Below are 22,791 nucleotides of genomic sequence, written 5' to 3'. Positions count from 1 at the left end.
GGACTACCCCATGTCGATCCGCACTGAAGAACACATCTGGCTTACCCTCAGCGATGGCACCCGTCTTGGTGCCCGCATCTGGCTGCCTGAAGCGGAGGGTCGATATCCCGCCGTGCTCGAATATCTTCCCTATCGCAAGCGCGACGGCACCCGCGGCCGCGACGAGCCCATGCATGGCTATTTCGCCCAGCACGGTTATGCCGCCATTCGCGTCGATATGCGCGGATCGGGGGAATCTGACGGCCAGATGGCCGACGAGTACCTCAAGCAGGAACAGGACGATGCGCTCGAAGTCATCGCCTGGATCGCCGCCCAGGACTGGTGCGACGGCAGTGTGGGGATGATGGGCAAGAGCTGGGGCGGCTTTAATGGCCTGCAGGTCGCCGCTCGCCGACCGCCCGCACTCAAGGCGATCATCACCGCCTATTCCACCGACAATCGCTTCACCGACGATATCCACTACATGGGCGGCCTGCTGCTCAACGACAATCTCTGGTGGGGCACCATCATGATGGCCTATCAGGCCCGCCCGCTTGATCCCGCGATCGTGGGCGAGGGCTGGCGCAAAGCCTGGCTCGAGCGCCTTGAACAGCTGCCGTTCTTCCCCGGCTTGTGGCTGAAGCACCAGCGCTACAACGATTACTGGAAGCATGGCTCGGTCTGCGAAGACTTCAACGACATCGCAGTACCGGTGCTTGCCATCGGCGGCTGGGCCGATAGCTACACCAACGCCGTGCCCCGCCTGCTCGAGGGGCTCAAGACCCCCCGCAAGGCTATTATCGGCCCCTGGGGCCATGTTTATCCGCAGGATGGCATTCCCGGCCCCGCCATTGGCTTCCTTCAGGAAGCGGTGCGCTGGTGGGATCACTGGCTCAAGGGCCGGGACACCGGCATCATGGATGAGCCGGACCTGCGCGCCTTTATCAATGACAGCGTCGTGCCCACGGGCACACGCACTCAGGCCCCCGGCCGCTGGGTGGGCGAGCCGTCCTGGCCCTCGCCCACAATCACCGCGCAAGCCTTGCACCTGGGCGCCGACCAGCGCCTGCACTCGGCTTGCGCTCCATCGGCCCGCTTCAACATCTGCTCTCCACTTAGCCACGGCAAAGCCGGTGGCGAATGGATGGCCACAGGCTGCCCGGGCGAGCATCCGTTGGATCAACGCCTTGATGACGGGGGGGCACTCGTCTTTGATACCCCGGTCCTTGATAACGAGGTGGAAATCCTAGGCGCGCCCGTCCTCAAGCTCCGCCTGGCCGCCGACAAGCCAGTGGCGCAGATCGTCGCCCGCCTCAGCGATATCCGCCCCGATGGCACCGTGTCGCGCGTTAGCTTCCAGGTCCTCAACCTCACCCATCGCAACAGCCACGAACATCCCGAGCCTCTCGAGCCCCGCCAGTTCTATGACGTCGTCGTCAAGCTGAACGACTGCGGCTATCGCTTCGCCAAGGGCCACGCCATCCGCCTTGCCCTCGGCACCGCATATTGGCCCCTGGTCTGGCCGTCGCCGGAACTCGCCACTCTTACCATCGATACCGCTGGCTCGAGCCTGCACCTGCCCGCACGTGGTGCCGAGGGTCCGGCAGTGGCTTTTGCCGAACCGGCACACGGTCCCCTGACGCCGATGACCCAGCTCGATCCCGGCACGGTGCAGCGCTGGACCATGCAGGATCACGTCGCGGGCACCACCACCTATGTCACTAAGGGCATTGGCGGGCTCTTCGGCGAGGGCATCCTGCGCTTCGACGACATCGAAACCACCCTCAGCCACAGTCTCAAGCGCGACCTGACGATCGCTGACCATGATCCCGCCTCAGCCCGCTATGTGCTGACCCAACGCTACGAGATAGGCCGGGAGGGTTGGCGCGTCATCATTGAGAGCACCACCCGGATGCATTCGGACCGCACCCATTTCTTCGTGTCCGGTGAACTAACCGCCACCGAAAACGGCCGCGAAGTTGCCCGGAGATGCTGGGATCAGCCCGTCCTGCGGGATTTGATCTAGAGCGGCCCGACGGCCGGCACCTGCTTGGGTCTCGCCAACCGGCAAAACAGAAGGCGAACATGTCGCAAGAAGTCAAACGCACTCGGGCCCAGTACCTCAACAGGCTAGCTGTAGCCGTGCTTGGAAGCAGCGCCTCGGCAGTTGTCGCAGGTGCTCGCTTTGGTGGCTCGTACCCGCTGCTGGGGGCAGCCTAATGCTTCACTGGCGGACCATCCAGGCTGTCAGCTAGGAAGCGAGGTGTTATCGAGTTGATGCCGAATAAGTGGTGAGCTCAACTTGCCTCGGCATTTACCTCTTCAGTGTGCAGCGCAGATTTCGGTTCCGGACACCGCACGGACGCTCACTGCCCAGCTTACTTTCCACTGATGGCGCCTTTCGGGAGTTCGAACCTAGACCCCGAATGTCTTAAATGGGGTCGTAATCCGTCGGTCCGCTTTCGGGCGAACGTGGTTCAAAAGCAGAAGTGACCCTTCCCCTGCCACTGTGAAGGCAGCATTCTTCGACCGACACAGTCAAGTAAATGGCCACTCTGTTGCACTAGAGAGCAGCTTGAAACTGCGCGCAACACGTTACTGCGGCGGCAGGCATATCTGCTCTGACGGACCCAGGATTAATAAGCGTATTACTCAGTTAAAGCCGGCGATCGTTCCTGTCCGTCTGCGGGGCGCCGCTTCAAGTCCTGGTCGATCCCGACCAATTCTGCGAACGGGTTGCACTGTTGCGCGCAAAGCCCGAGCTAGCGCTGGAGCGAAAGGCGCCTCCGGATAGATTCGAAGCGGCCTGGCTCAAGATGAAGAAAGGCGATTCTGCCGATGACTATTCATGCCTGTCGCCAACTGCGCCCGAGGTTGGCATAGGCCTTCTACTGCCAACGATGACGCGATATCGTTCGATCAAGGCATGGCCCCGGCCTCATCAGGGGACATTAGTCCCGGGCCTTCAACTACTTCCATTTAGCGCTCGCCTCGATGATCGTGGTAACGGCGTGAAGTTGCAAACCGCGTCCCGCGATGCGACGTCGTCGTGCTCGCAATGTCGTCCGATGCAGCAAGCCGGACAACTGATGATCTGAGGACCTGAACGACTTGACGTCCAAACCTACAATCGAGGATCGAGTTATTTCGTTGGGGCCCGGTCTTTCGGCAATTCCCGAGCGCCTGCTCCTGGCACACGCCCGTGACAGTCTTGACCAGACAATCCATCACAGCTTCACGCTCCGCGGGATGAATGCAGTTCAGGGCATTTTCCAGGCTGAGCTCGAAGGTTGAGCGATCCCGTCCAACAAATTCGGAGAGCTCGTCTGACCACGACAACTGGTTGCTGGCCGGCTGCCAGGACCAGAAGCCAGTCGGGCGAGTTTTTGTGCTTCGGTGACTTCGCAAAACTGGGCAGTCAATTCGTCGGACATGTCTGCGGCGCCCTCTAGGCTTCATCTCCTCATCTGAGACCTTGCCGAAGTAGGGCCTGACACAACAAGGAAGTGTTACCCCGCGGGGGATGACCGGCGTACAGAGGTATCTGCCTAGCCTTGGCGCTGCCCATCAATGCTGGTCTGGTGTGCCGGACGGGAGCGGTCCCGGACGGTGCCGGGCTCCCCATTCGTGCAGTGTGGCCAGGATCGGTGTCAGGGAGTGTCCGAGCGCAGTGAGTTCGTATTCAACCCTGGACGGCGTTTCGGCGGAGACGGTTCTGACGATGACACCATCCGCTTCCAACTCCCGCAACTGCAGCGTCCCTGACGCGATAAACCAGCCAGACCTCGGGCTTCGCGCCAACTGAACGAACGGAGCGGGCCCAGGTGAGCAAGTCTATGCTGCCACTCCTGCGCGAGTCAGCCGCCCGCCGGATATTGCCGGCAGTGGCCGCGAAAATCGGCCGACGAATGGCATTGCCAGATGCTACGGCTACGCCATTCGTCTTTCCTGTCCCAACTCAAACGGCCGTTATTCGCCGTTAGACGTTGGCAAGTCTGCACGCCTGGCTCCCCCGGGGCAGTGCAGCTTTGTCAGTATAAACGTTCCAGCTTGCTGTCCTCGGTCTACTTGGTCGTGAGATTATAGTAGGTGACGTCTGCCGAGGAGCCCTGCACGAAGCCTTCCACATTCGCCCGATCGGCCCGCTGCGAGGTGGCCTGGAACATGATGACGTAGGGACCCTCATCCAACAGCCGTTTTTGCAGGTCGATATAGGCCCGCATGCGCGCCTCGGTGTCGCTCTCCTCGGCGGCGGCCTTGGTCGCGGCGGTTAGCTCAGGCGAGTCCCAGGCATTGCGCCAGGCCAGCGGCTTGGCCGTGGCTTCGTCCGAATTGTCGTTGTTGGTGATGAAGCCGTCGGCATTGGTGTGCGGGTCCATGTAGTCGGGGCCCCAATAGACCATCAGCGCCTCGTGCTCGCGCGCGCGATACTTGGTCAGCATGGGCGCCATTTCCGAGGACACGATGTTCACGGTGACCCCGGCTTGCGCAAAGGTCGACTGCACCGATTGGGCCATGTTGACAAAGGGCGAGAAATTGGGCGCATCGAGGTCAAGGGTGAAGCCGTCAGGCAGGCCGGCTTCCGCCAGCAGCGCCTTGGCTTTTTCCGGGTCGAAGTCATAGGGGTTCTCGTTATAGGAGGCCCAGAAGCCCTCCGCCCAGAATGACTGGTGCACCTGCGCGGCCCCCTTGAGGAACGAATTGGCTATGCCCTCGTAATCGACGAGGTGTCGCAGCGCCTGGCGAACCTTGGGATCCTGCAGCTCCGGGGTCTTTTGGTTGAGCCCGATATAATAAAGCAGCGCCTGCGGGACCGTGGTGACCTCGATGTCGGCATTGCCTTCGATGGAGGCAATCTGGTCCGGGCTCAGGTTCATTGCAATGTCGACATCGCCCTTCTCCAGCGCGAGCCGCTGGGCCGAGGCTTCGGGAATGTGCTGCACCACGACGCGCTTGAGATTGGCCTCGCCGCCGCGATAGTTCGGATTGGACGCCAGAACAACGGCCTCATTGGGCGTCCAGGAGCGGATCACATACGCCCCCGACCCGGCCGAAGTGGTCTTGAGCCACGCATTGCCCAGGTCACCATCAACTTCATTTTCGAGGGCGAGCTTGCTGTCCACAACGGAGCCGACCACGGAACCAAGCAGCGCATAAACCAGCGAGGGCGCGAAATCGACGCCGATCTGGACCACCAGGGTCGACTCGTCCGGTGCAGTCACCATCGTGTCGACATTCTCCTTGGTCCAGCCCAGTTGCGAGAGCAGAAACACCGGCGACTTTTCGAGCTTGATCACCCGTTGCAGCGACCATGCGGCGTCGCCTGCAGTCACGGGGTTGCCCGAAGCAAAGGTCTGGCCCGGCCGCATCTTGAACGTAAAGGTTCTGCCGTCTTCGCTGACTTCAACGCTCTCGGCGGCGCCGGGGACCAGACTGTTCACGTCCGTCGGCTCGAACCGCATGATGCGGTCATAGGCGTTGGCGAGCACCTCGATGCCCGAGAGCTCATACGCCTCGGCGGGATCAAGGGAGATCAGATCGTCGATCTGTTTGGCGATCACCAGCGTATCGGCCGGTGTCGCGGCAAACGCGTGAGGCATGAGCGCCAACAGCGCCCCCGTAACAAGACTATATTTCAGGCCGTTCCACATGCACGTCTCCCTATGGAAGTCCTTCGCGGTCGTTTGCGAGCGAGGATCTTACCGCAACCACGTCATGTGAAGTGCTTTTGCCTAAAAAGACAAGAGACTGGCTAGGCGCCTGCCCGCGTAAAGCCACGGCTTGCTTGAACCAGGTTGCGCGTGTACTCGACTTTCATCTTGCCTGCCCGCAGGTCCTCGGCGCTGATCACTTCAACCACCCGGCCGAGCTGCATGATGGCAATGCGGCTGCAAAGATGCGCCACCACCGCAAGATCGTGGCTCACCAGGATGGATGTGAGGCTGTAGCTGCGCCCGAGCCGCCCCAGCAGATTGAGGATTTCGGCCTGGATGGATACGTCCAGCGCCGATGTCGGCTCATCGAGCAGCAGGATTGGCGGTTTGAGCATCAGGGCGCGGGCAATGGCTACCCGCTGGCGCTGGCCGCCGGAGAGCTGGTGCGGATAGCGGAAGCGCTGCATGGGTTGAAGTCCGACATCGGCAATCGCTTGCGAGACCTTTGCGTCGATATCGCCTTCCCGGTGGATCTCAAGCGGCTCCCTGAGGGTGTCGTCGACGGTCTTGCGCGGATGCAGGGAGCCGTAGGGATCCTGGAACACATATTGCAGCAAGCGCCGATCGGAGCGTCGTCGACTGCCAGCGGGCCGGCCGTTGACCTCGATGGTTCCATCACTGGGGGGCACGAGGCCCGCAATCGCCCGCAGCACGGTGGACTTACCTGAACCGGACTCGCCAACAATGCCAAAGCTTTCACCCGGCGCCACCGCAAAGGAAACGCCCTGCACGGCGCGGATTTCCCGGCTGCCCACACGAAAAATGATGTCGAGATTGTTGACCGAGATCACGCGAGCCACTCGGGGTCGCGGACCATGGTCGCAAGTTCAGCCTGTTGGGCATCGAGCGATGGAGTCGCGGCCACCAACGCCCTTGTATAGGGGTGGCGCGCATTGTGAAGGTCCCTGGCCGCGCATTGCTCGACAATGCGGCCGCCATACATGATCAGCACGCGGTCGCAGAAGCTCGCCACCATGGTCAGATTGTGGCTGATCATGATGAGCCCCATGCCGCGGTCACGCACAAGATCATCCAGAATGCGCAGGACTTCGTTCTGCACAGTGACGTCAAGCGCCGAAGTCGGCTCGTCGGCGATCAGCAGGTCAGGTTCGGCCACCAGCATCATGGCAATCATCACGCGCTGGCCCATGCCGCCCGAGAGCTGGTGGGGGTGGAGCCCATGAACCAGTTCGGGGTCGCGGATCTGCACCGCCTCGAGCATCGCCAGCGTCCGCTGCCGGGCGTCGGCGCGGGACGTCTTGATGTGCAGCAGCAAGGTTTCCTCGATCTGCTTTCCGACGGTCTGCACCGGGTTGAGCGAATATTTGGGATCCTGCATCACCATTGACATACGGCGGCCGCGCAGTTCGCCCCATTCACGCTCGGTGCAACCCAGCAGGTTCTTGCCGGCGTAGGACATTGTTTGCGCCGTGACAGTGGCCGAGCGCGGCAGCAGGCCGAGAAGCGCCCGTCCCATTGTGCTTTTGCCTGATCCGGATTCCCCGACGACACCGAGGCGCTCCCGGCCCAGGGTGAAGCTGGCGTCCCGGACCGCGCGCGTCACGCCGGACCGTGTTGGAAAGCTAACCTCGAGGCCTTCAACGACAAGAAGATTATCGGTCATTGGATTTCGGATCAAACACGTCACGCAGCCCATCGCCCAGCAGATTGAACCCCAAGCTGACGATGAAGATGGCGAGCCCGGGAATGGTCGCCACCCACCACTGGTCAAGAATAACTTCGCGCCCCGCCGAAACCATTGCCCCCCATTCAGGAGTCGGCGGCTGGGCGCCAAGGCCAAGAAAGCCGAGACCGGCGGCGGTGAGAATGATTCCAGCCATGTCGAGGGTGAGGCGGACGATCACCGAGGACAGGCAAAGCGGCACCACGTGTCGAAACAAGATCCGCCCGGTCGAGGCGCCCTGAAGGACTGCCGCCTGGATGAAGTCGCTATGGGCGATCGCCATGGTTTCCGAGCGCGCCAAGCGGGCATAGGCAGGCCAGGACGTCAGAGCAATGGCGAGCACTGCGTTTTCAATGCCCGGCCCGAGCGCCGCAGCAAAGGCAAGTGCCAAAATCAGGCGGGGGAAGGCCAGGAATATGTCAGTGATGCGCATCAACACCACGTCCAGCCAGCCACCCGCATAGCCTGCCGCGGTGCCCAGCGCGAGGCCAATCGGCACAACCACAACAGAAACGAGAAGCACGATGGTCAGGGTCGCCCGTGCCCCGTACAGTGTTCGAGTGAAGATGTCGCGGCCCAACTCGTCGGCACCAAACCAGTAAGTGGCGGAGGGCGGTGCAAGCCGGTCGCTGAGCACTGACTCGAACGGTGACTTGCCCATGGTCAACAAGGGCGCGAACACCGCCAGCAGAACCAACACCGTGACAATCACCAACCCGATCAGCGCCGTTGGATTGGCGACAACGGCGCGGAAACTGCGGTAAACGCTGCCGAATATGGCCTGACGCCGGGACTGGGGCGCGTCGCTTGCCAGCCACTGTCCAATGGTGTCGCTCATGAGCGCCTCAGCCGCGGATCGAACAACTTGTAGAGCATGTCGGACACGACGTTGATCGTGATAAAGACCGCGCCAACCAGCACCGTCCCGCCGAGCACGGCGTTCATGTCGCTGTTGAACAAGGCGCGGGTGATGTAGAGACCCAGCCCCGGCCAGGCGAACACGGTTTCCGTAAGCACGGCTCCTTCCAGCAGCGAGGCATAGCTCAGCCCGATTACAGTGATCAGCGGCACCATGATGTTGGGGAATGCGTGCCGCCAGACTGCGCCCCAATAGGAGTTGCCCTTGATGCGCGCCGCGATGACATATTCCTGGCTTAGCTGGTCGATCATGAAGCTGCGCGTCATGCGGGCGATATAGGCAAGCGAGAAGTAGCCCAGCAAGCTCGCGGGCAGTATCAGGTGACTGAAAGCATTCGAGAAGATCTCCCAGTTTCCTTCCAGCGCTGCGTCGATCAGGATCACGCCGGTGCGGTGCTCAAGGACGCCCTGGTAGAACACATCCAATCGACCAGTTCCTGCCACCCAGCCGAGCTTGCCGTAAAACAGGAAAAGTCCAACCAGACCGAGCCAAAAGATCGGGACGGAATAGCCGAGAAGACCCACCACCCGGATAACTTGATCCGGCCAGCGGCCCTTGGCGGCAGCTGCAACAACCCCCATTGGAATGCCAAGCACCACCCCGATGATGATGGCGATAGTTGCAAGTTCAAACGTGGCCGGAAATACGCGCAACAGGTCGCTCAGCACCGGGCGCGAGGTCAGCACCGAAACCCCGAAATCGCCGGACACGAGGCGCTTTAGGTAGATGCCGTACTGAACAAACACCGGTTGGTCGAGCCCGAGCTCCTTGTAGACCGCATCATAAGTTGCCGCGCCCACCCGGTCGCCCGTCACAGCGAGCACCGGATCGATATTGGTCAGGCGGCTGATCAGAAAGGTTACCGCGGTCAGGCCAACAAAAGTGATCGCGAGGGTAAGTACAAGTGAGGCAATCCGGCCTAGAACAGCCATCGGCCGCTTGCCGCTGACGCCTCGCGCAGCAATCTGACCGCTAGGGGCCTGAACTTCGGCGCTCACTCTGCCGCGCCCACACGCATTACGACCTGAAGACGTGCTGGGCTGCATAGCGCGGCCCGGGTTCCGAACCACTCTCTCTGGCCGCTACGCGGTCTGCGGCTTATGGGAGGAACCGGCCTGCTACGGTTGGTACGCAGCATCAAATCAGTGGCCATGTCGAGGTCTGTAACTCTAGAAAGCATGGCATCTACCATCCGCGCAGGCGAACCTTCCGCGTCCACCAACAAGATCCGGGGTTCCGCACCGCGACGGTGGCGGTGACAAATGCACCTGCCGCCGACATAGTTGGCCCCTCATGGACCAATACTTGCCACTCATTATATTTCGGCGCAAGGCAAGCCTGATATACATTGGAGCTTTATATACAGCCCCCGCACCCAGCAAATGCGCGGGGCGCAGCCCATCGTTCGTTTGATCGCATGAGCGAAGGCACTCTGTGAGGTGCAGCGGAGGGCTGCGGCAACCTCGACAACAGCTTCGCCCGTGCAAGTTTTCGTTGTGCCGGCAGCATCCGCCACCCTGCAGGGCGGTGGTTACCCCGCACAAGGCAGCGGGGCTAGCGCCGGAATTGCAACTGCTTGGTTCGATCAAAAGCCGTGTTGGGCCATGAGTTCGATGCCTTCCCGCGCGACCTCGTCGCCGTCCTCGAACATGTTGCGCCAGGCCCCGACGCCAGCCGTGATGTCGGGATGGGAAATGGCAGACGAAAAGGCCTCGACGCCAACCAGCCCGCTATACTCAGCCGCCTTGAGCCGCTGCAGCAATGGCGAGAACTGGATCGTGCCCCGGCTTAACAAACCACGGTGGTTCTGGTCGATCTCGAAATAGGCAAGATGCGGCAGTGCCAATTCCAGCGTGGCCATCATGTCGTCTTCCTCGATATTCATGTGGAAGGTGTCGAGGTCAACTTTCACATTGTCGGCGCCGATCGCCTCGATGAGGCGCACAGCGTCGGCGGCGGTGTTGATCAAGTTGGTTTCATAGCGGGTGACCACCTCGAGCGAGAGTATCATCCCCATGCCTCGGGCCGTTTCCGCAACCAGCGCCAGCCCTTCTGCCGCGGCCTTGAAATTGTCTTCGCCGGCAACGCGCGAGGCTTTGCGATGGAAGGCGTGCGTGGTGTTTTCTCGATGCAGCAGGACGGGGCGCCCTTGTCGGAGTTCCGTATGTTGCTTGACGCGGCGATTACCGCAGGGGTGGAACAATATATTCACTCGACCGTCTCTGGCGTGCCCCAGCAGGAAGAGATCTATGGACATGATGCGGATGAACTGAAGCCCAACTATTGGCCGTCCAAGATTAATCAGGAACGGTGGGTGCGTTCGGCGCCGTTTCGCTACCATGCCTTCCTGCGGCCCGCCCTGATCCTGGACAACCTCGTGCTACGCGCCAGCTTCCTCTATCCGCGCTTAGCGACGAATGCAGATATTCTGATCGCCATGTCGCCAGATCAGCGGGTATCCTTCGTTTCCTACGATACGATTGGCCGGGCAGCAGCCGAGATGCTCACCGATCCACAGCGGTTCCATGGAGCGGAAATAGAGCTTGCCGACGCGTATGTCTCCTATGCTGAACTCGCCGAAGTGCTCGAAAGCAACAGCGGCAAAGCGGTGAGCGTAACATCAGTCAACGTAGATGAGGCTGTTGCGCTCGGCCTGCCGGCGAGGGTGGCCCTTTCACATATTTGGTTGGCAGATGTCGGTTATCCCGCGCGCCCCGAAATGCTGCAGCGTCATGGAATTGAGCCTCTCACCATCACGGACTGGGTCAGCCGCAACATCGGCAGAATAAGCGCCGTCGCCTTTCGATGAAGTCGAGAAAGCCGCTGTCGAGCACCTCCTGTGCCAAGGGCATGATGCGGAGTGCGGCGTTCGATTTCAGCTTCAGTTCTTTGCGGCGGCTACGGTGACGAGGATCGCCATCGAAATCGAAGTGTAGCAGGTCAAGACACATCCGGCCGTGCAGCATGCGGAAATCAAATACACTGAGTTGAGTGAACTCCTGCAGCCGCAGACCTTGACGGAGATTGATGCGCGGCCACCAAAAATCAGCGGAATTTCTTGGTTTTTGGCCAGTCCGACGCATAATCTCGGCCTGCATCTTCATCGAGAACGGCAGCCGGACCACAACGTTGAGAACGTCCTCGTCATTTTCACCTTGGACGGATTTCACAGCGCTAACGGGATTGCTGGTGAGCAATGCCCCTCTCCACCAGATAGCCAAAGAATCCACGGACGATTGTCAGGTATTTGCTGTTTACGGTGGTTGAACTGATGCTCGGCAGAGGAACCGCATGTCGTTGGTTGAGCGCGATCGCGCGAACAGGATCATCTGTCTTAAGGTGCTTGATTGCATCATGAGGCATCTGGTCGATCAGATCGCGATAACCGAGAAGATCGCCCTTGTTATACTCATGCACGGGCTTGTCGCCGACGGTGCAAGCGAAGATGCGCATCTTGGTGCCCACCTCGCTGAGATACTGCTCCCCCCGACCAGCCTTGCGTAAAGCAGCGATATGCTTTGGCAGGAAAAATGTGAGAGGCATAGCTGCGTCAGGGTGGGTTTTGCCGAGGTTGATTGCCTCGATCACAGCCTGTGCAATTTCTCCAGAGCTTTGGGAGGTCAGCGATTTAAACGGCTGTCGCTGTGGCTCAGGGCCGCGGGAAACGGGGTGCGGTTCCGATGCTGTGATCACGGTTGCCGGCGGTGCACTGATTTCCCCTGCAGCTGCAGGTTCGGCACCAACTAGGCTGTCCAGCAATGCCCGGTACCGCAACCTCTGGGACCATTGCTGGCCGGACCGATCCAGATCGTCCATGACATTGTCAAGGACTGCACTCAACGCATCGCGCACGCCGGGCGTCAGCCCTGCGTTGCGCAATATCGCGAATGCTTCCTCGACCACCAAGATCAGTGCCCACGCCCTTTGCCGGGCTACCCGGGCATTGCACGTACGCAATGACCGCCGGATGTCCGAACTGCCAAGGCGATCAATCAGGTCGACGGGCACCGATTTGCGGAACCAGTAGACCGAACCTCGCCGGTGCACCAAGGATGCAATGGACTTAAGCAATGAACAAACGCCCCGTCGGATGTGACGGGATGCTGTGACAGAATCCGCGTTTTGATTCGGACTCTCGGTCTGCATTTTCAACGGCTTAGGAGTGGCGGAGAGGAAGACCGCCAAATACTGGTCGAAGCTTGTCTTGCAACATCCAGGGACATCCAAAAACACCAGAGATGCTGGGCCTTTGCGTTAACCAGATCCGTCTGAATGTCTGTCAACGTCCAGCACCGACCACTAACATCGCCACTACTTGATAGGGCAGATGATAGGGCAGGAAATGGCACGTTCGCTCCATAAGCTGAGTGCAGTTGGCGTAGGGTCGCTGACCAAGCCGGGCCGCCATTCGGATGGTGGCGGCCTCTATCTGTCGATCTCAGCAAACGGTGGGAAGCGATGGGTCTTCCTTTTCCGCTGGAACGGCAAGCCGACCGAGATGGGCCTCGGGTCGGCTCAAACGGTGCCACTCAAGCAAGCCAGAGAGCTTGCTCAATCTGCTCGTGCAGTTCTGGCCACTGGCACTAATCCGCTTGAAGCCAAAAAGGCTGAGAAGCCGAAGCTGCAAACCTTCGGCGAGTGCGCCCAAGACTACGTAGAACTCAACAAATCCGAATGGAAGAATTCAAAGCACATCGCTCAGTGGTCGTCGACTCTTGAGACCTACTGCGCTTCCATCTGGAGCATGCCGGTCGCGCAGGTTGAGACCGACCACGTCCTTTCGATCCTCAAACCAATATGGACAGCAAAGGCAGAAACGGCTTCCCGCCTCCGAGGGCGCATCGAGCGCGTGCTTGCTTCAGCAAAGGTCCGCGGCCTTCGGACAGGTGAGAACCCTGCGCTGTGGCGAAACCATCTCGCTGACGTCCTGCCAACCCGCAGGAAGCTGACTCGAGGCCATCACAAAGCACTGCCCTATGGAGAGCTCCCAGCATTCTTGGCCTCACTTCGTGAACGACCCGCAGCGGCAGCACGAGCGTTGGAGCTTGCGATTTTGACCGCAGCACGGTCCGGAGAGGTCCTCAATGCCGAATGGAGCGAGATCGACTTGGATGCCAAAGTCTGGACCATTCCGGCTGTCCGCATGAAGGCCGGCAAGCAACACCGGGTCCCATTATCCGCGCAGGCAGTAGCCGTTTTGCGAGCCCGGCAGGCAGAGCGAGTTGGACACTTTGTTTTCCCAGGACAGAGAGAAGGAAAGCCACTCTCCTCAATGTCCTTGGCAATGGCTTTGCGTCGGATGAACACTGACGTTACGGCACACGGTTTCCGCAGCACTTTCCGCGACTGGGTGGCTGAACAAACTACTTATCCAAACGAAGTCGCTGAGATGGCGCTCGCGCATACCATCAAAAACGCCGCGGAAGCGGCTTACCGCCGCGGAGATATGCTGGAGAGGCGACGTGAGCTGATGGAGGAATGGGCATTGTACTGCTACTCCGGTGGCAAGGAGGAGCAACTTGACCGAGCCGCATGACCTTTCCCCGAAGAAGCGGCCGGCGGCAATCGCACAACGTCAACGAGACACTTTAGAGCGTTACCTTCGTAGGGACCATTGGTCAGCGAAGCAGGCTCTTGTCATCATGGCCGGTTTGGATCCCGAGCGCTACCAAGAAGCACACGGCTCGCAACGATACCGTAGCTTTTTGCCTAGAGGATTTCAGCGCAAATGGCGCAATCACGACGGGTCGGTTTCGTGGGAAAATGTGGAAATTGAGGTGACGGATATCCTCAGATCGTTACAGGGGATCTTTACTGGTCATGACCGCTCGCCATTGGGGTGGGCACAAATTGCACAGCGGTCTGGGCACACTCCGGCTTGGGCTTCCAGTCTCAGACGCAGCAGTTGTGAGTTTGCCGTTATCTTGAGCACGCTCAGAGGAACCGTAGAGGCGCCTGCTAACCAGAAACCAAAGGACCCGGCGAAAGTCGCCGCAGGAAAAAAGCGTCAGGCGACGGGTGAACTGAACAAAGTCCGTAGGCTCATTTTGAAGGAATGGGACGAAGGCGGCCACTCGAACCCAGATTTCGAACACGAGATGGCAGTTAAGTACCGCTCGCCCCCATTGCGGAGCGATTCACCGGAAGCCAAAGCGCGCCGCAGCAGCCAGTTGCCGATGGCATCAGAGCGAGAAATACGGAAGTGGATTGCGAAGGTACAAGCCCCGCCTGGTTCTGAAGCTCACGCTGAAGTCAAGAGTTTTAGGGAACTCGGCGTGCTCCCCTAATTCTGCTTTGAGCATGCTGACAGCAGCTCGAGCGCTGGCGACGACCATGTTTTAACGTCAGTCTTCCGTGCACAAACGGAGACTGAAAATGACCAGCAACATCCATAAAAACGTTCCTAGCGAAGGTGGGACATCCCGACGACCCGCACCGCCTTGGGCAGATACTCCAGCGGTTGGCCCAATCCTACGTCCTCCCGAGGCTGCCACTTACTATGGCGTCGCTCTTAGCACTTACTACGTTTTGGTCAAACGTGGGGAGGTTCCCGGCTTCATCAAACTGTCCAAACTAGCCCGGGCCAGCGGCGTGCCGCAGGGCTGGCTGGATGCCGCAATCTCCGCACGAGCGGGCTCAGACCCGTCATGACCTTTCCAGACCACACGGACCCGTGCTGGCAGTCTGCTGACTGGCGCACTGAGACACTTCTCGCCCTGATGAAAACCTACCGCTTGAGTATTTCGGCGGTCTGCGACCTCACAGACACCAAATATAGTACCGTGGCCTGCTGGCGAAAATCAGTGGATCGCCCCATCTCCATCGCCCACCTCAAGGCGCTGATGTTCGAGCTTGGGCGGGGGCTGGTCTGATGGAGAATCACGACAAGACTATGGTCTCCTACGCGGTTGGCGCTGGCGCTAACCTCGGCAAAGGGGACAACAAGGTCAGCTCATGGGCCGATCTGGTCAAGCTCCTGTCGACGCCGACCAAGACCAACGAAAAGCACAAAGTCTACATGAAGATGAGCCGCGATGAGCAGCTTCGTCTGAAGTCGATCAATGGCTGGATCAGCGGCGCGCAGTGCGAAGGCGGCATCCGCAAGCTCGCGAACGTCAAGCCGCGCGATCTGATGACCCTCGATCTGGACTACCCGTGGGACACCTTTTGGGACGACATGGTTAGCGGCGTCCACTGGTTGGCTGGGTTCGAGAGCGTCACCCTTTCGACCCGATCCTCCACGCCCCAGAACCCCCGCCGTCGCGTCATCCTACCGATGTCGCGCAAGGTCCAGCCGGACGAATACGGGCCGTTGGTCCGCATCGTCTCTCTGCGGATCGACTACGAAAACACGCCCATGGAGCAGGTCGATACCGTCTCCTCGCGCCGAGCGCAGATGATGTTCCTGCCGACGATCTCCAAGGATCAGGTCTATGAGTTCCTGCGCACACGCGGGAACCTGCTCGACCCTGATGAGCAGTTCGCTTGGTTTGAGGAGCATTATGGCGACTGGCGCGACATCTCCATCCTGCCGCTCTACAAGGGCGAGGAGGGCCTGCGCAAGCACGCCGATAAGGCAGAGGACCCATGGCTCAAGCCCGGTGTGATCGGCGACTTCTGCCGGGCATGGCCGATTGAGGACCTGATCGCCGAGCACCTGTCCGACATCTATGTCCCGGGCGATTCCAGCTCAGCCAAGCCCCGCTACACCTACACTGGCGGCTCGGCCTCCAACGGGGCCGTGGTCGAGGATGACGGCCGCTTCCTTTACTCGCACCACGGCACCGATCCGGTAGGCGAGCAACTGGTCAATGCGTGGGACCTCTACCGCATCCACATGTTCGGCAAGCTGGATGAGAAGGTCAATCCAGATACCCCGATCATGGAATGGCCCTCCTCCAAGGCCATGCGCGAGTTCATCCAGACCGAGCCGCGCTACTGCGCCGAGCGCACCAAATCCCGGTACGATCTGGGTGCGATGCTCGATGACAGCGATGTCGGTGAAGAGGATGACGAGGTCGAGGTCGAGGAAGACCTGTCAGCCGAGAGCGCCGAGTACACGGAGGAAGCAGAGGACGACTTCGGCCTGTCCGATGACGATCTCGCGGCCGCCGATGACGAAGAGCCGCCAGAAAAACCCAAGTCGAAAAAGACCAAGACCGCCAAGAACCCCAAGGCCAAGACGTGGTTCGGCGAGGAGCTGGAGGTCAACAAGAACGGCGATATCGTCTCATCCGTCCACAACGTCGCGGCGATCCTCTACAATGATCCACGCTTCTACGGGAAGCTCCGCTGGGACGACTTCACGCTCTGCGTTCGCCTGTTCGGCGACATCGCCAGCCGATCCGAGAACGTGCCGACGCTCCACTGCCTCGACAAAGATTGGGGTGACCGCTGGAGCCAAATCGGCCACCAGACAGTGCGAGCGATCCTCGCCACGCCCAACGGGCCGGGGAAGGTCGGCTATGGCCTTGCTACGGTCGCCGAGCGCGATATCGCGGACGGCGTTGTGCTGGCGGCCATGCGCAACCGCTACCACCCGATCAAGGACTTCCTTGAGAAAGAGGAATGGGACGGCGTTTCGCGCGTTGAACGCCTCTTCGTGGACTATCTCGGTATGCCGGACACCGCCTATGCCCGCGAGACGGCAAAGCTGGCCCTGATCGCTTCCGTCGCTCGCACCTACGAGCCCGGCATGAAGTTCGACTATGCCCCGATCCTGCAAGGCGACCAAGGCATCCGCAAGTCCACCTTCATCCGCACCCTCTACACGCCGCGCTGGTTCGGCGAAGTGACCAACGATCTAGGCGATGCCAAGGCCGTGTCCGAGCAAATCGCGGGCAAGTGGGGTAACGAGCTTCCCGAATTGGCCTTCCAGAACAAGACCGGCGTGGCCGAGACCAAGGCGTTCCTGTCTAGGCAGGAGAACACCGTTCGCTTCTCCTATGACCGGCAGGTCACCGTGATCCGCCGTCAGTCCCTTTTCTGGGGCACGACCAACGAAGATGTCTATCTGCGCGACCGCACCGGCAACCGTCGTTTCTGGCCGCTTCGGGTGACCGTAGGGTCCATTGACACCACGGCGCTCCAAGAGGCCCTGCCGCAGCTCTGGGCCGAGGCTCTGGAGCTATACCGGGCCCTGCGCGTCATGTACCCCCGCAACCAGCACGAAGACCTGCCCTTGATGCTCTCTGGCACCGCAGACGCCGAGGCCAAGCTGCTACAGGAAGGCGTGCGCGAGCAGCAGATGGACGAAGAGTGGTCCCGCTTCTTGGTGGACGCCTTCGACCACCCAATCACGATCCACGACTTCGCCTCTGCCTATGGCAAGGACCCAGCCTCGTTCCTCGACAAAGGCGTCATCCCAGATGGGGTCTATGTCCAGCGCACCGTGTTCCGCGCTGCCGACGCCGCTGCCGCGCTCGGCATCGAATGGCCGGTGCCGCGCAAGGCCGGGGAAGACAAGCTCCTGCTCAAAGCTATCAAGGCCATGCCCGGTTGGATCGCCGACCCGCGCGGCGATGACGGCCGCTACAAGCGCTGGGGCAGCGAGAAAACGTCTTGGTATATCCGCGAGGATGCCGACCCCATCGACGTGAAGCGCGGCTTCGTCTTCGCTGACGCGCCCGAGCACGCCGAAGCCGAGTTCGTCGGTTCGGAGTTCACCGACGAAGACCTCGACGCCGAAGAAGAACTCAACCCTGAAGACCTCGTGTAAAGGACCAAAGACCATGATGCCTCCTGACGGACGGCACAAAACGGTGGACACCCCCACCCCGGTTTGGGACCAATACGTCGCAAAACAAGCAAACCGCTAATATCATACCGACGAACAATTCTTCACCCTCGCATAACCTGCGGGGGTTTTTTGTTTTTGGAGCTTGCCGAAGGGGGCATCTGCCCCCTTTTCGCTGCCCCCCCTTGAAACGCCCGGACTCTGGGGGCTTTTCCTGTTTTCAGTGCCAAAAGGGGGCAAAGAGGCATCCCTGTCCCCTTACGGCGTCGGGATTTCCCGGGCGGGTGGTTACTCGTAGTAACTACCCCTTTCTTACATTATTTAATATCCTCTATATAGATTTACTGCCCCCCTGCCCCTTTACCCCAAAAACTCTAGGTTATCCGGGCGTTTCAGAGGGGGGCGGTAATAGGGGGGCAGTGGAAAAACTACTGCCCCCTGTGCCCCCTTCGGGGATTTAGGTCTCTCATGGAAAAACCCACAAAAATTGGAGGGGGTTTTCGGTATTGAGGGGGCGATCTCGTGTGACCCCCGGCAAATGGTTAACAGGGCTCTCAGGGGATGCGGTTTCCCCGTGTGACCCCCAGCAAATCCCCCACGGCGATGTAATGTTAGAACATAATGGTCCAATGACCCTGACCCAAAATGGGTGACGACGCGCGGCTCCGCGCACCCCCCGATCGGCCCATCCGCCGAGAGGGACCCGGAGCGACTTCTATACTCCTGCGTAAGCCTAAGCTGACTGGGCCATCCCCTAGTCGACAGTCCTCTACCCTGTCGTGACATTCGCACTCTGGGGGAACTTCATGTCATTATCGCTACTTACCAGTCGTGATGCGGAGCGGGCCGCCATGGATGAATTCCACCGCTTGGCGCCAGAACTTTCTCGCGCGCCATGGATATGGTGAAGGTCCGACGTTCCTTAGATTACCCAAAGAAAGTCGCTACGACGCAGAGCCGGTGATTGCTGCGGCAGTTGCGAAGCCACACCAAGGACGAGGGGGGCGCTGCCGTCGGGAGAGTTCCGAGCAGATCCAGCTGTTGTCGCTGACAAATTAGAGGAACTCGGATTCGCCGTGGTCGACGCCTACGGAGCTGGGCAGGCGAAGATCACTGCAGAGGACATTAGGCTAATTGCTTCTACACGGACCAAGACTGGGAGTGGCGTACGTTGCACCGATCTTACTGAAGAAGAGCGTCAGGCCTATCGTTGAACATGATCTGCCAGAAACAGGTGTCAGCACAGATGTCGAACAAAGCGATTTCCTTCGGTGGCCATACCGAGTTCGCCATGCTTTTTGATGAAGAGGCTAACAAGTGAATTTCGCTATTCCGAGCATGCGCCACAGTGGATGATTTGCTTGGCCATATGCAGCGCTGGGCGCAAGTCTGCCCATCACCTGCATGCAGCGCATGACGTGTGTCCTTCACCATCGGCAAGCGCGAGGCGCTCGTGCTGGCCGGTAAATCGGTCAGCGGCAATTCGACGCTTGCCAGGTGTTGGCCCGCCTGCTCGAGCTGACCGGCAGCAGCATCGTGCTATCACGGAGAGAATTCGATGCCATTCCGCCCGACCGGTTCACGCGAACCGCGAACCGATCACGTATTCAGATGGCGTTCCAGCACGCAGGCGTCCGCGGTTCTCCGCCTTTCAAGCCATGACGAACCAATGCGCAGGAAATTGGTGTCATCGGCCCGACAGAATAGTAGTCGTACCGCTAAGAGCTATCGGCATCGCAACCAAGCTTCGAGGAGCTAGGCAATCACTCTCCTTTTCGAGTGAAGTCTGCCGGCTATCTAGATTTTCATGTACATCACAGATAGCAGTTTTGTTTCTCGCTGCCGTAGAGCCGCATCTATGCGGCAATTCAGGAATTGGCAATGTGATAGCCAAGTCAGCCTTTGCGGACCCGCTGTAGCATGCGCTTGTTACGAGGGTCGGGATTAGGTACGGCGGAAATTAGGGCTTGGGTGTAGGGATGATCGGGTGTCGTGCAGATCTTGCTTGCCTCGCCTTCTTCGACAACTTTGCCCCGATACATCACGGCGACGCGGTCGCAGAAGTAGCGGACTACGGAAATGTCGTGTGAGATGAAGATGAAGCTCAGACCCAAACGGGCCTGTACAGCCAGCAGAAGGTCGAGGATCTGGCTGCGGATGGACACGTCGAGCGCCGAAGTCGCCTCGTCTGCGATGATGATGCGCGGATTGAGTGCCAAGGCGCGCGCGATACCGATGCGCTGGCGCTGGCCGCCGGAGAAGGCATGGGGATAACGATCCATCATCTCGGCATCGAGCCCGACCATTTCAAGAAGTTCTGCGACGCGTCCTTCGAGGTCCCTGCCGCTGGTGAGCTTGTTGACATAGAGAGGATCGCCGACGATTTGCTTGACCGTCATGCGTGGGTTAAGCGAGGCAAACGGGTCCTGGAAGATCATCCTGACTTGTGAATGATAGGTGCGGAGCTCCGATTTACTCAGGGCGGCAACATTGACTTGGTTGCCGTCCGGCTGGCGATAAAGGATGCTACCCTCGGTCGGATCAACGATGCGCATGATCAAGCGACCGAGTGTGGTCTTGCCCGAACCGCTCTCGCCAACAATACCGAGGTTCTCGCCCGGCAGCAGGTCGAGCGTTACATCGTCCACCGCCCGGATAGCGGCCTGAGTCTTGCCGAGCAGCGATGTGCCTCCGCCATAGTGCCTAGAGAGGTTTCGGATGGAGATGATGGGTTCACGGGCCGCGGCGGGTGTTTCGGCCGGTTCCGCTGTGACGCGCGCGTGATGTTCAAGCTTGAGGGTCGCATCCAGCAGTTGCCGGGTATAGGGGTGCTCGGGGGCGTAGAAAATTTTGTCCACAGGCCCGAGCTCGACAACTTTGCCATAGCGCATGACGGCGACTTCATCTGCCACTTCGGCGACGATTCCCATGTCATGGGTGATGAGCAGCATGGCCATGCCACGCTCCAACTGCAAGCGCTTGATCAGGTCGAGGATCTCCGCCTGAGTGGTGACATCAAGGGCGGTCGTCGGTTCGTCCGCAATGAGCACATCAGGATTGCAGGCCAGCGCCATGGCGATGCAGACGCGCTGGCGCATGCCGCCTGAATACTCGAATGCGTAGCGCTCGGCCATCCTTTCGGGATTGGCGATCTCGACTTGTTTCAGCAGCTCAATGGTGCGGGCGCGGGCGGCCTTGGCGTCAAGATCGGTGTGGATCAGAAGCATTTCGTCGATCTGGTTGCCAATGGTGTGAAATGGCGACAGGGCCGACATTGGCTCCTGAAAGATCAGACCGATCTTTGCTCCGCGTAATCGTCTGACCTCGGATCCCTTGGGGTCGAGGGCAGTGATATCGACTTTACGGCTATCGACCTCAAGGGTGATCTGCCCCTTCACTATACGGCCTGGATTATCGACGATCCGCATGAGCGAGCGTGCCGTGACCGATTTTCCCGAACCGCTTTCCCCTACCAGGCATAGTGTCTTGCCACGCCTGATGTTGAAGCTGACATCGCGCACCGCATGGAAGATGCCCGTTCGCAGCTTGAAGTCAAGGGAAAGCCCCTCCACTTTCATTACGATGGTCTGATCCGGATAATCCATTCTATTCATCTCAATCGCTATACGGATCGGCGGCATCGCGCAGGCCGTCGCCTAGGAAGTTGAGGGCCAGGACAGTCACAATGACTGCGGCGCCGGGCAAGAGCAGCCAAGGAGCGAGAGCCACAGAGCGGATGTTTTGCGCTTCCTGCAATAGCACGCCCCAGCTCACGACCGGCGGTCGCAGGCCAATGCCCAAGAAACTGAGCGCCGTCTCCGACAGGATCATGACCGGTATGGCCAGCGTTACAGAGGCGATGATGTGGCTGGCAAAGGATGGTGCCATGTGGCGCATCATTATGCCGATTTCGCTGGTCCCGTCGAGGCGGGCAGCCGTGACGAAATCCTCGTTCTTGATCGCCATGAAGCGCCCCCGGATAACACGTGCCAGTCCTGTCCAGCCGACCAGGGACAGGATGAGGGTGATCATGAAATAGACCTGGATCGGCGACATCGTGGGCGGAATGGCAGCCGCCAGGCCCATCCACAGGGGAATTGTGGGAATGGCTAGCAGGAACTCGATGAGGCGCTGAATGAGATTGTCGATCCTGCCCCCATAATAGCCGGAAATACCGCCAAGCAGGATGCCGAGGAACAGACTGACACTTACTCCGACGAGGCCGATGGTCATGGAAATTCGGGTGCCATGAATGATGCGGCTCAGCATGTCCCGGCCCAGGCGATCAGCGCCCCACAGATACATCGGATCACTGGCATCAAGCGGGCCGATGAGGTGAATATTGCTGTCAAACAATCCCCACATCTTGTAAGGCGCGCCTCCGACAAAGAATCCGATCGGAATGATCTCTTCTGGATCGACGACAAATTCGCGCGCCAAGCTGTTCGGGTTGATCTCCACCGAATATCCGTTAACGAATAGTCCCAACTGCTCGCCGTTCCAAATTTGGAGGGGCTGCGGCGGTGCATAGGTGTAGCGGGCCGAATAGTCGCCAGGGCCATAGGGCGCCAGGAACTCAGCGAAGGCTGCGACCAGGTAGATCAAGATGACGACGATGCCGCCGGCTACGGCGAGTTTATGGCGCTTGAACTTGTACCAGGCCAACTGCCACTGGCCAGCGCGCCCAAGATTCCGCCCGCCACGATCATCGGCCAAGACGGGGTCGAGCTCATGCTGGGTTTGATCGATGCTCATCTCG

17 protein-coding genes are annotated in these 22,791 nt (G+C 59.8%); 6 read left to right on the top strand and 11 right to left on the bottom strand.

Going from position 1 to position 22,791, the window contains the following annotated elements:
- Positions 1 to 10 precede the first annotated feature (10 nt).
- Positions 11 to 2,005, top strand: a complete 1,995-nt coding sequence (locus HRU92_RS20110) for a CocE/NonD family hydrolase (protein ID WP_172125249.1) — start codon at positions 11 to 13, stop codon at positions 2,003 to 2,005.
- A 1,541-nt stretch (positions 2,006 to 3,546) separates the two neighbouring features.
- Here the strand turns inward: HRU92_RS20110 and HRU92_RS20105 are convergent.
- The 7 genes from HRU92_RS20105 to HRU92_RS20075 form a co-directional block, all read right to left on the bottom strand.
- Positions 3,547 to 3,729: a winged helix-turn-helix transcriptional regulator gene (locus HRU92_RS20105; RefSeq protein ID WP_349236881.1), complete on the bottom strand. Its 183-nt coding sequence runs from the start codon at positions 3,727 to 3,729 to the stop codon at positions 3,547 to 3,549.
- Between the two features lie 314 nt (positions 3,730 to 4,043).
- Positions 4,044 to 5,630: an ABC transporter substrate-binding protein gene (locus HRU92_RS20100; protein WP_172125253.1), complete on the bottom strand. Its 1,587-nt coding sequence runs from the start codon at positions 5,628 to 5,630 to the stop codon at positions 4,044 to 4,046.
- Between the two features lie 101 nt (positions 5,631 to 5,731).
- On the bottom strand, positions 5,732 to 6,493 hold the full coding sequence (locus HRU92_RS20095) for an ABC transporter ATP-binding protein (protein WP_349236747.1): 762 nt from the start codon (positions 6,491 to 6,493) through the stop codon (positions 5,732 to 5,734).
- Positions 6,481 to 7,317: an ABC transporter ATP-binding protein gene (locus HRU92_RS20090; protein ID WP_172125255.1), complete on the bottom strand. Its 837-nt coding sequence runs from the start codon at positions 7,315 to 7,317 to the stop codon at positions 6,481 to 6,483. The genes HRU92_RS20095 and HRU92_RS20090 overlap by 13 nt, the downstream gene beginning before the upstream one ends.
- Complete coding sequence (gene nikC / locus HRU92_RS20085; protein WP_172125257.1) at positions 7,307 to 8,215, bottom strand: nickel transporter permease; 909 nt, start codon at positions 8,213 to 8,215, stop codon at positions 7,307 to 7,309. The genes HRU92_RS20090 and nikC overlap by 11 nt, the downstream gene beginning before the upstream one ends.
- Complete coding sequence (locus HRU92_RS20080) at positions 8,212 to 9,228, bottom strand: ABC transporter permease (protein ID WP_127754453.1); 1,017 nt, start codon at positions 9,226 to 9,228, stop codon at positions 8,212 to 8,214. The genes nikC and HRU92_RS20080 overlap by 4 nt, the downstream gene beginning before the upstream one ends.
- 653 nt (positions 9,229 to 9,881) lie before the next feature.
- On the bottom strand, positions 9,882 to 10,508 hold the full coding sequence (locus HRU92_RS20075; protein ID WP_172125259.1) for a sugar phosphate isomerase/epimerase family protein: 627 nt from the start codon (positions 10,506 to 10,508) through the stop codon (positions 9,882 to 9,884).
- Between HRU92_RS20075 and HRU92_RS20070 the strand changes: the two genes are divergently transcribed.
- Positions 10,398 to 11,105, top strand: coding sequence for an NmrA family NAD(P)-binding protein (locus HRU92_RS20070; RefSeq protein ID WP_248307283.1), 708 nt, complete (start codon positions 10,398 to 10,400; stop codon positions 11,103 to 11,105). The two genes, HRU92_RS20075 and HRU92_RS20070, sit on opposite strands and share 111 nt — an antisense overlap.
- On the opposite strand, the gene HRU92_RS20065 is transcribed toward HRU92_RS20070, so the two are convergent.
- Together HRU92_RS20065 and HRU92_RS20060 are read right to left on the bottom strand one after the other, a co-directional pair.
- Positions 11,062 to 11,493 (bottom strand): hypothetical protein, encoded by a 432-nt coding sequence (locus HRU92_RS20065; protein WP_172125263.1) that lies wholly within the window; start codon positions 11,491 to 11,493, stop codon positions 11,062 to 11,064. The two genes, HRU92_RS20070 and HRU92_RS20065, sit on opposite strands and share 44 nt — an antisense overlap.
- The gene (locus HRU92_RS20060) at positions 11,471 to 12,367 is read right to left on the bottom strand and encodes a DUF6538 domain-containing protein (RefSeq protein ID WP_173089147.1); all 897 of its coding nucleotides are present in this window, start codon (positions 12,365 to 12,367) and stop codon (positions 11,471 to 11,473) included. Before HRU92_RS20060 ends, HRU92_RS20065 begins: the two co-directional genes overlap by 23 nt.
- A 271-nt stretch (positions 12,368 to 12,638) precedes the next feature.
- Between HRU92_RS20060 and HRU92_RS20055 the strand changes: the two genes are divergently transcribed.
- The 4 genes from HRU92_RS20055 to HRU92_RS20040 all read left to right on the top strand — a co-directional run bounded on the left by HRU92_RS20055 (position 12,639) and on the right by HRU92_RS20040 (position 18,014).
- Positions 12,639 to 13,832 (top strand): site-specific integrase, encoded by a 1,194-nt coding sequence (locus HRU92_RS20055; RefSeq protein WP_173089144.1) that lies wholly within the window; start codon positions 12,639 to 12,641, stop codon positions 13,830 to 13,832.
- A complete protein-coding gene (locus HRU92_RS20050; RefSeq protein WP_173089142.1) occupies positions 13,816 to 14,583 on the top strand; it encodes a hypothetical protein in 768 nt (255 codons plus the stop codon). The genes HRU92_RS20055 and HRU92_RS20050 overlap by 17 nt, the downstream gene beginning before the upstream one ends.
- Before the next feature lie 360 nt (positions 14,584 to 14,943).
- Entirely contained in the window at positions 14,944 to 15,168 is a 225-nt protein-coding gene (locus HRU92_RS20045) for a hypothetical protein (protein ID WP_173089141.1), read from the top strand.
- Entirely contained in the window at positions 15,168 to 18,014 is a 2,847-nt protein-coding gene (locus HRU92_RS20040; protein WP_173089139.1) for a virulence-associated E family protein, read from the top strand. Before HRU92_RS20045 ends, HRU92_RS20040 begins: the two co-directional genes overlap by 1 nt.
- A gap of 1,913 nt (positions 18,015 to 19,927) precedes the next feature.
- Here HRU92_RS20040 and HRU92_RS20035 read toward each other — a convergent pair.
- Together HRU92_RS20035 and HRU92_RS20030 are read right to left on the bottom strand one after the other, a co-directional pair.
- On the bottom strand, positions 19,928 to 21,673 hold the full coding sequence (locus HRU92_RS20035; RefSeq protein ID WP_248307282.1) for an ABC transporter ATP-binding protein: 1,746 nt from the start codon (positions 21,671 to 21,673) through the stop codon (positions 19,928 to 19,930).
- Complete coding sequence (locus HRU92_RS20030) at positions 21,648 to 22,787, bottom strand: ABC transporter permease (protein ID WP_173089137.1); 1,140 nt, start codon at positions 22,785 to 22,787, stop codon at positions 21,648 to 21,650. The genes HRU92_RS20035 and HRU92_RS20030 overlap by 26 nt, the downstream gene beginning before the upstream one ends.
- Positions 22,788 to 22,791 lie beyond the last annotated feature (4 nt).

This window comes from Devosia sp. 1635 (assembly GCF_013185955.1).
Lineage (GTDB): Bacteria > Pseudomonadota > Alphaproteobacteria > Rhizobiales > Devosiaceae > Devosia.
The sequence above is the reverse complement of the archived record's forward strand: the minus strand, read 5'-3'. Positions and strand labels throughout refer to the sequence as shown.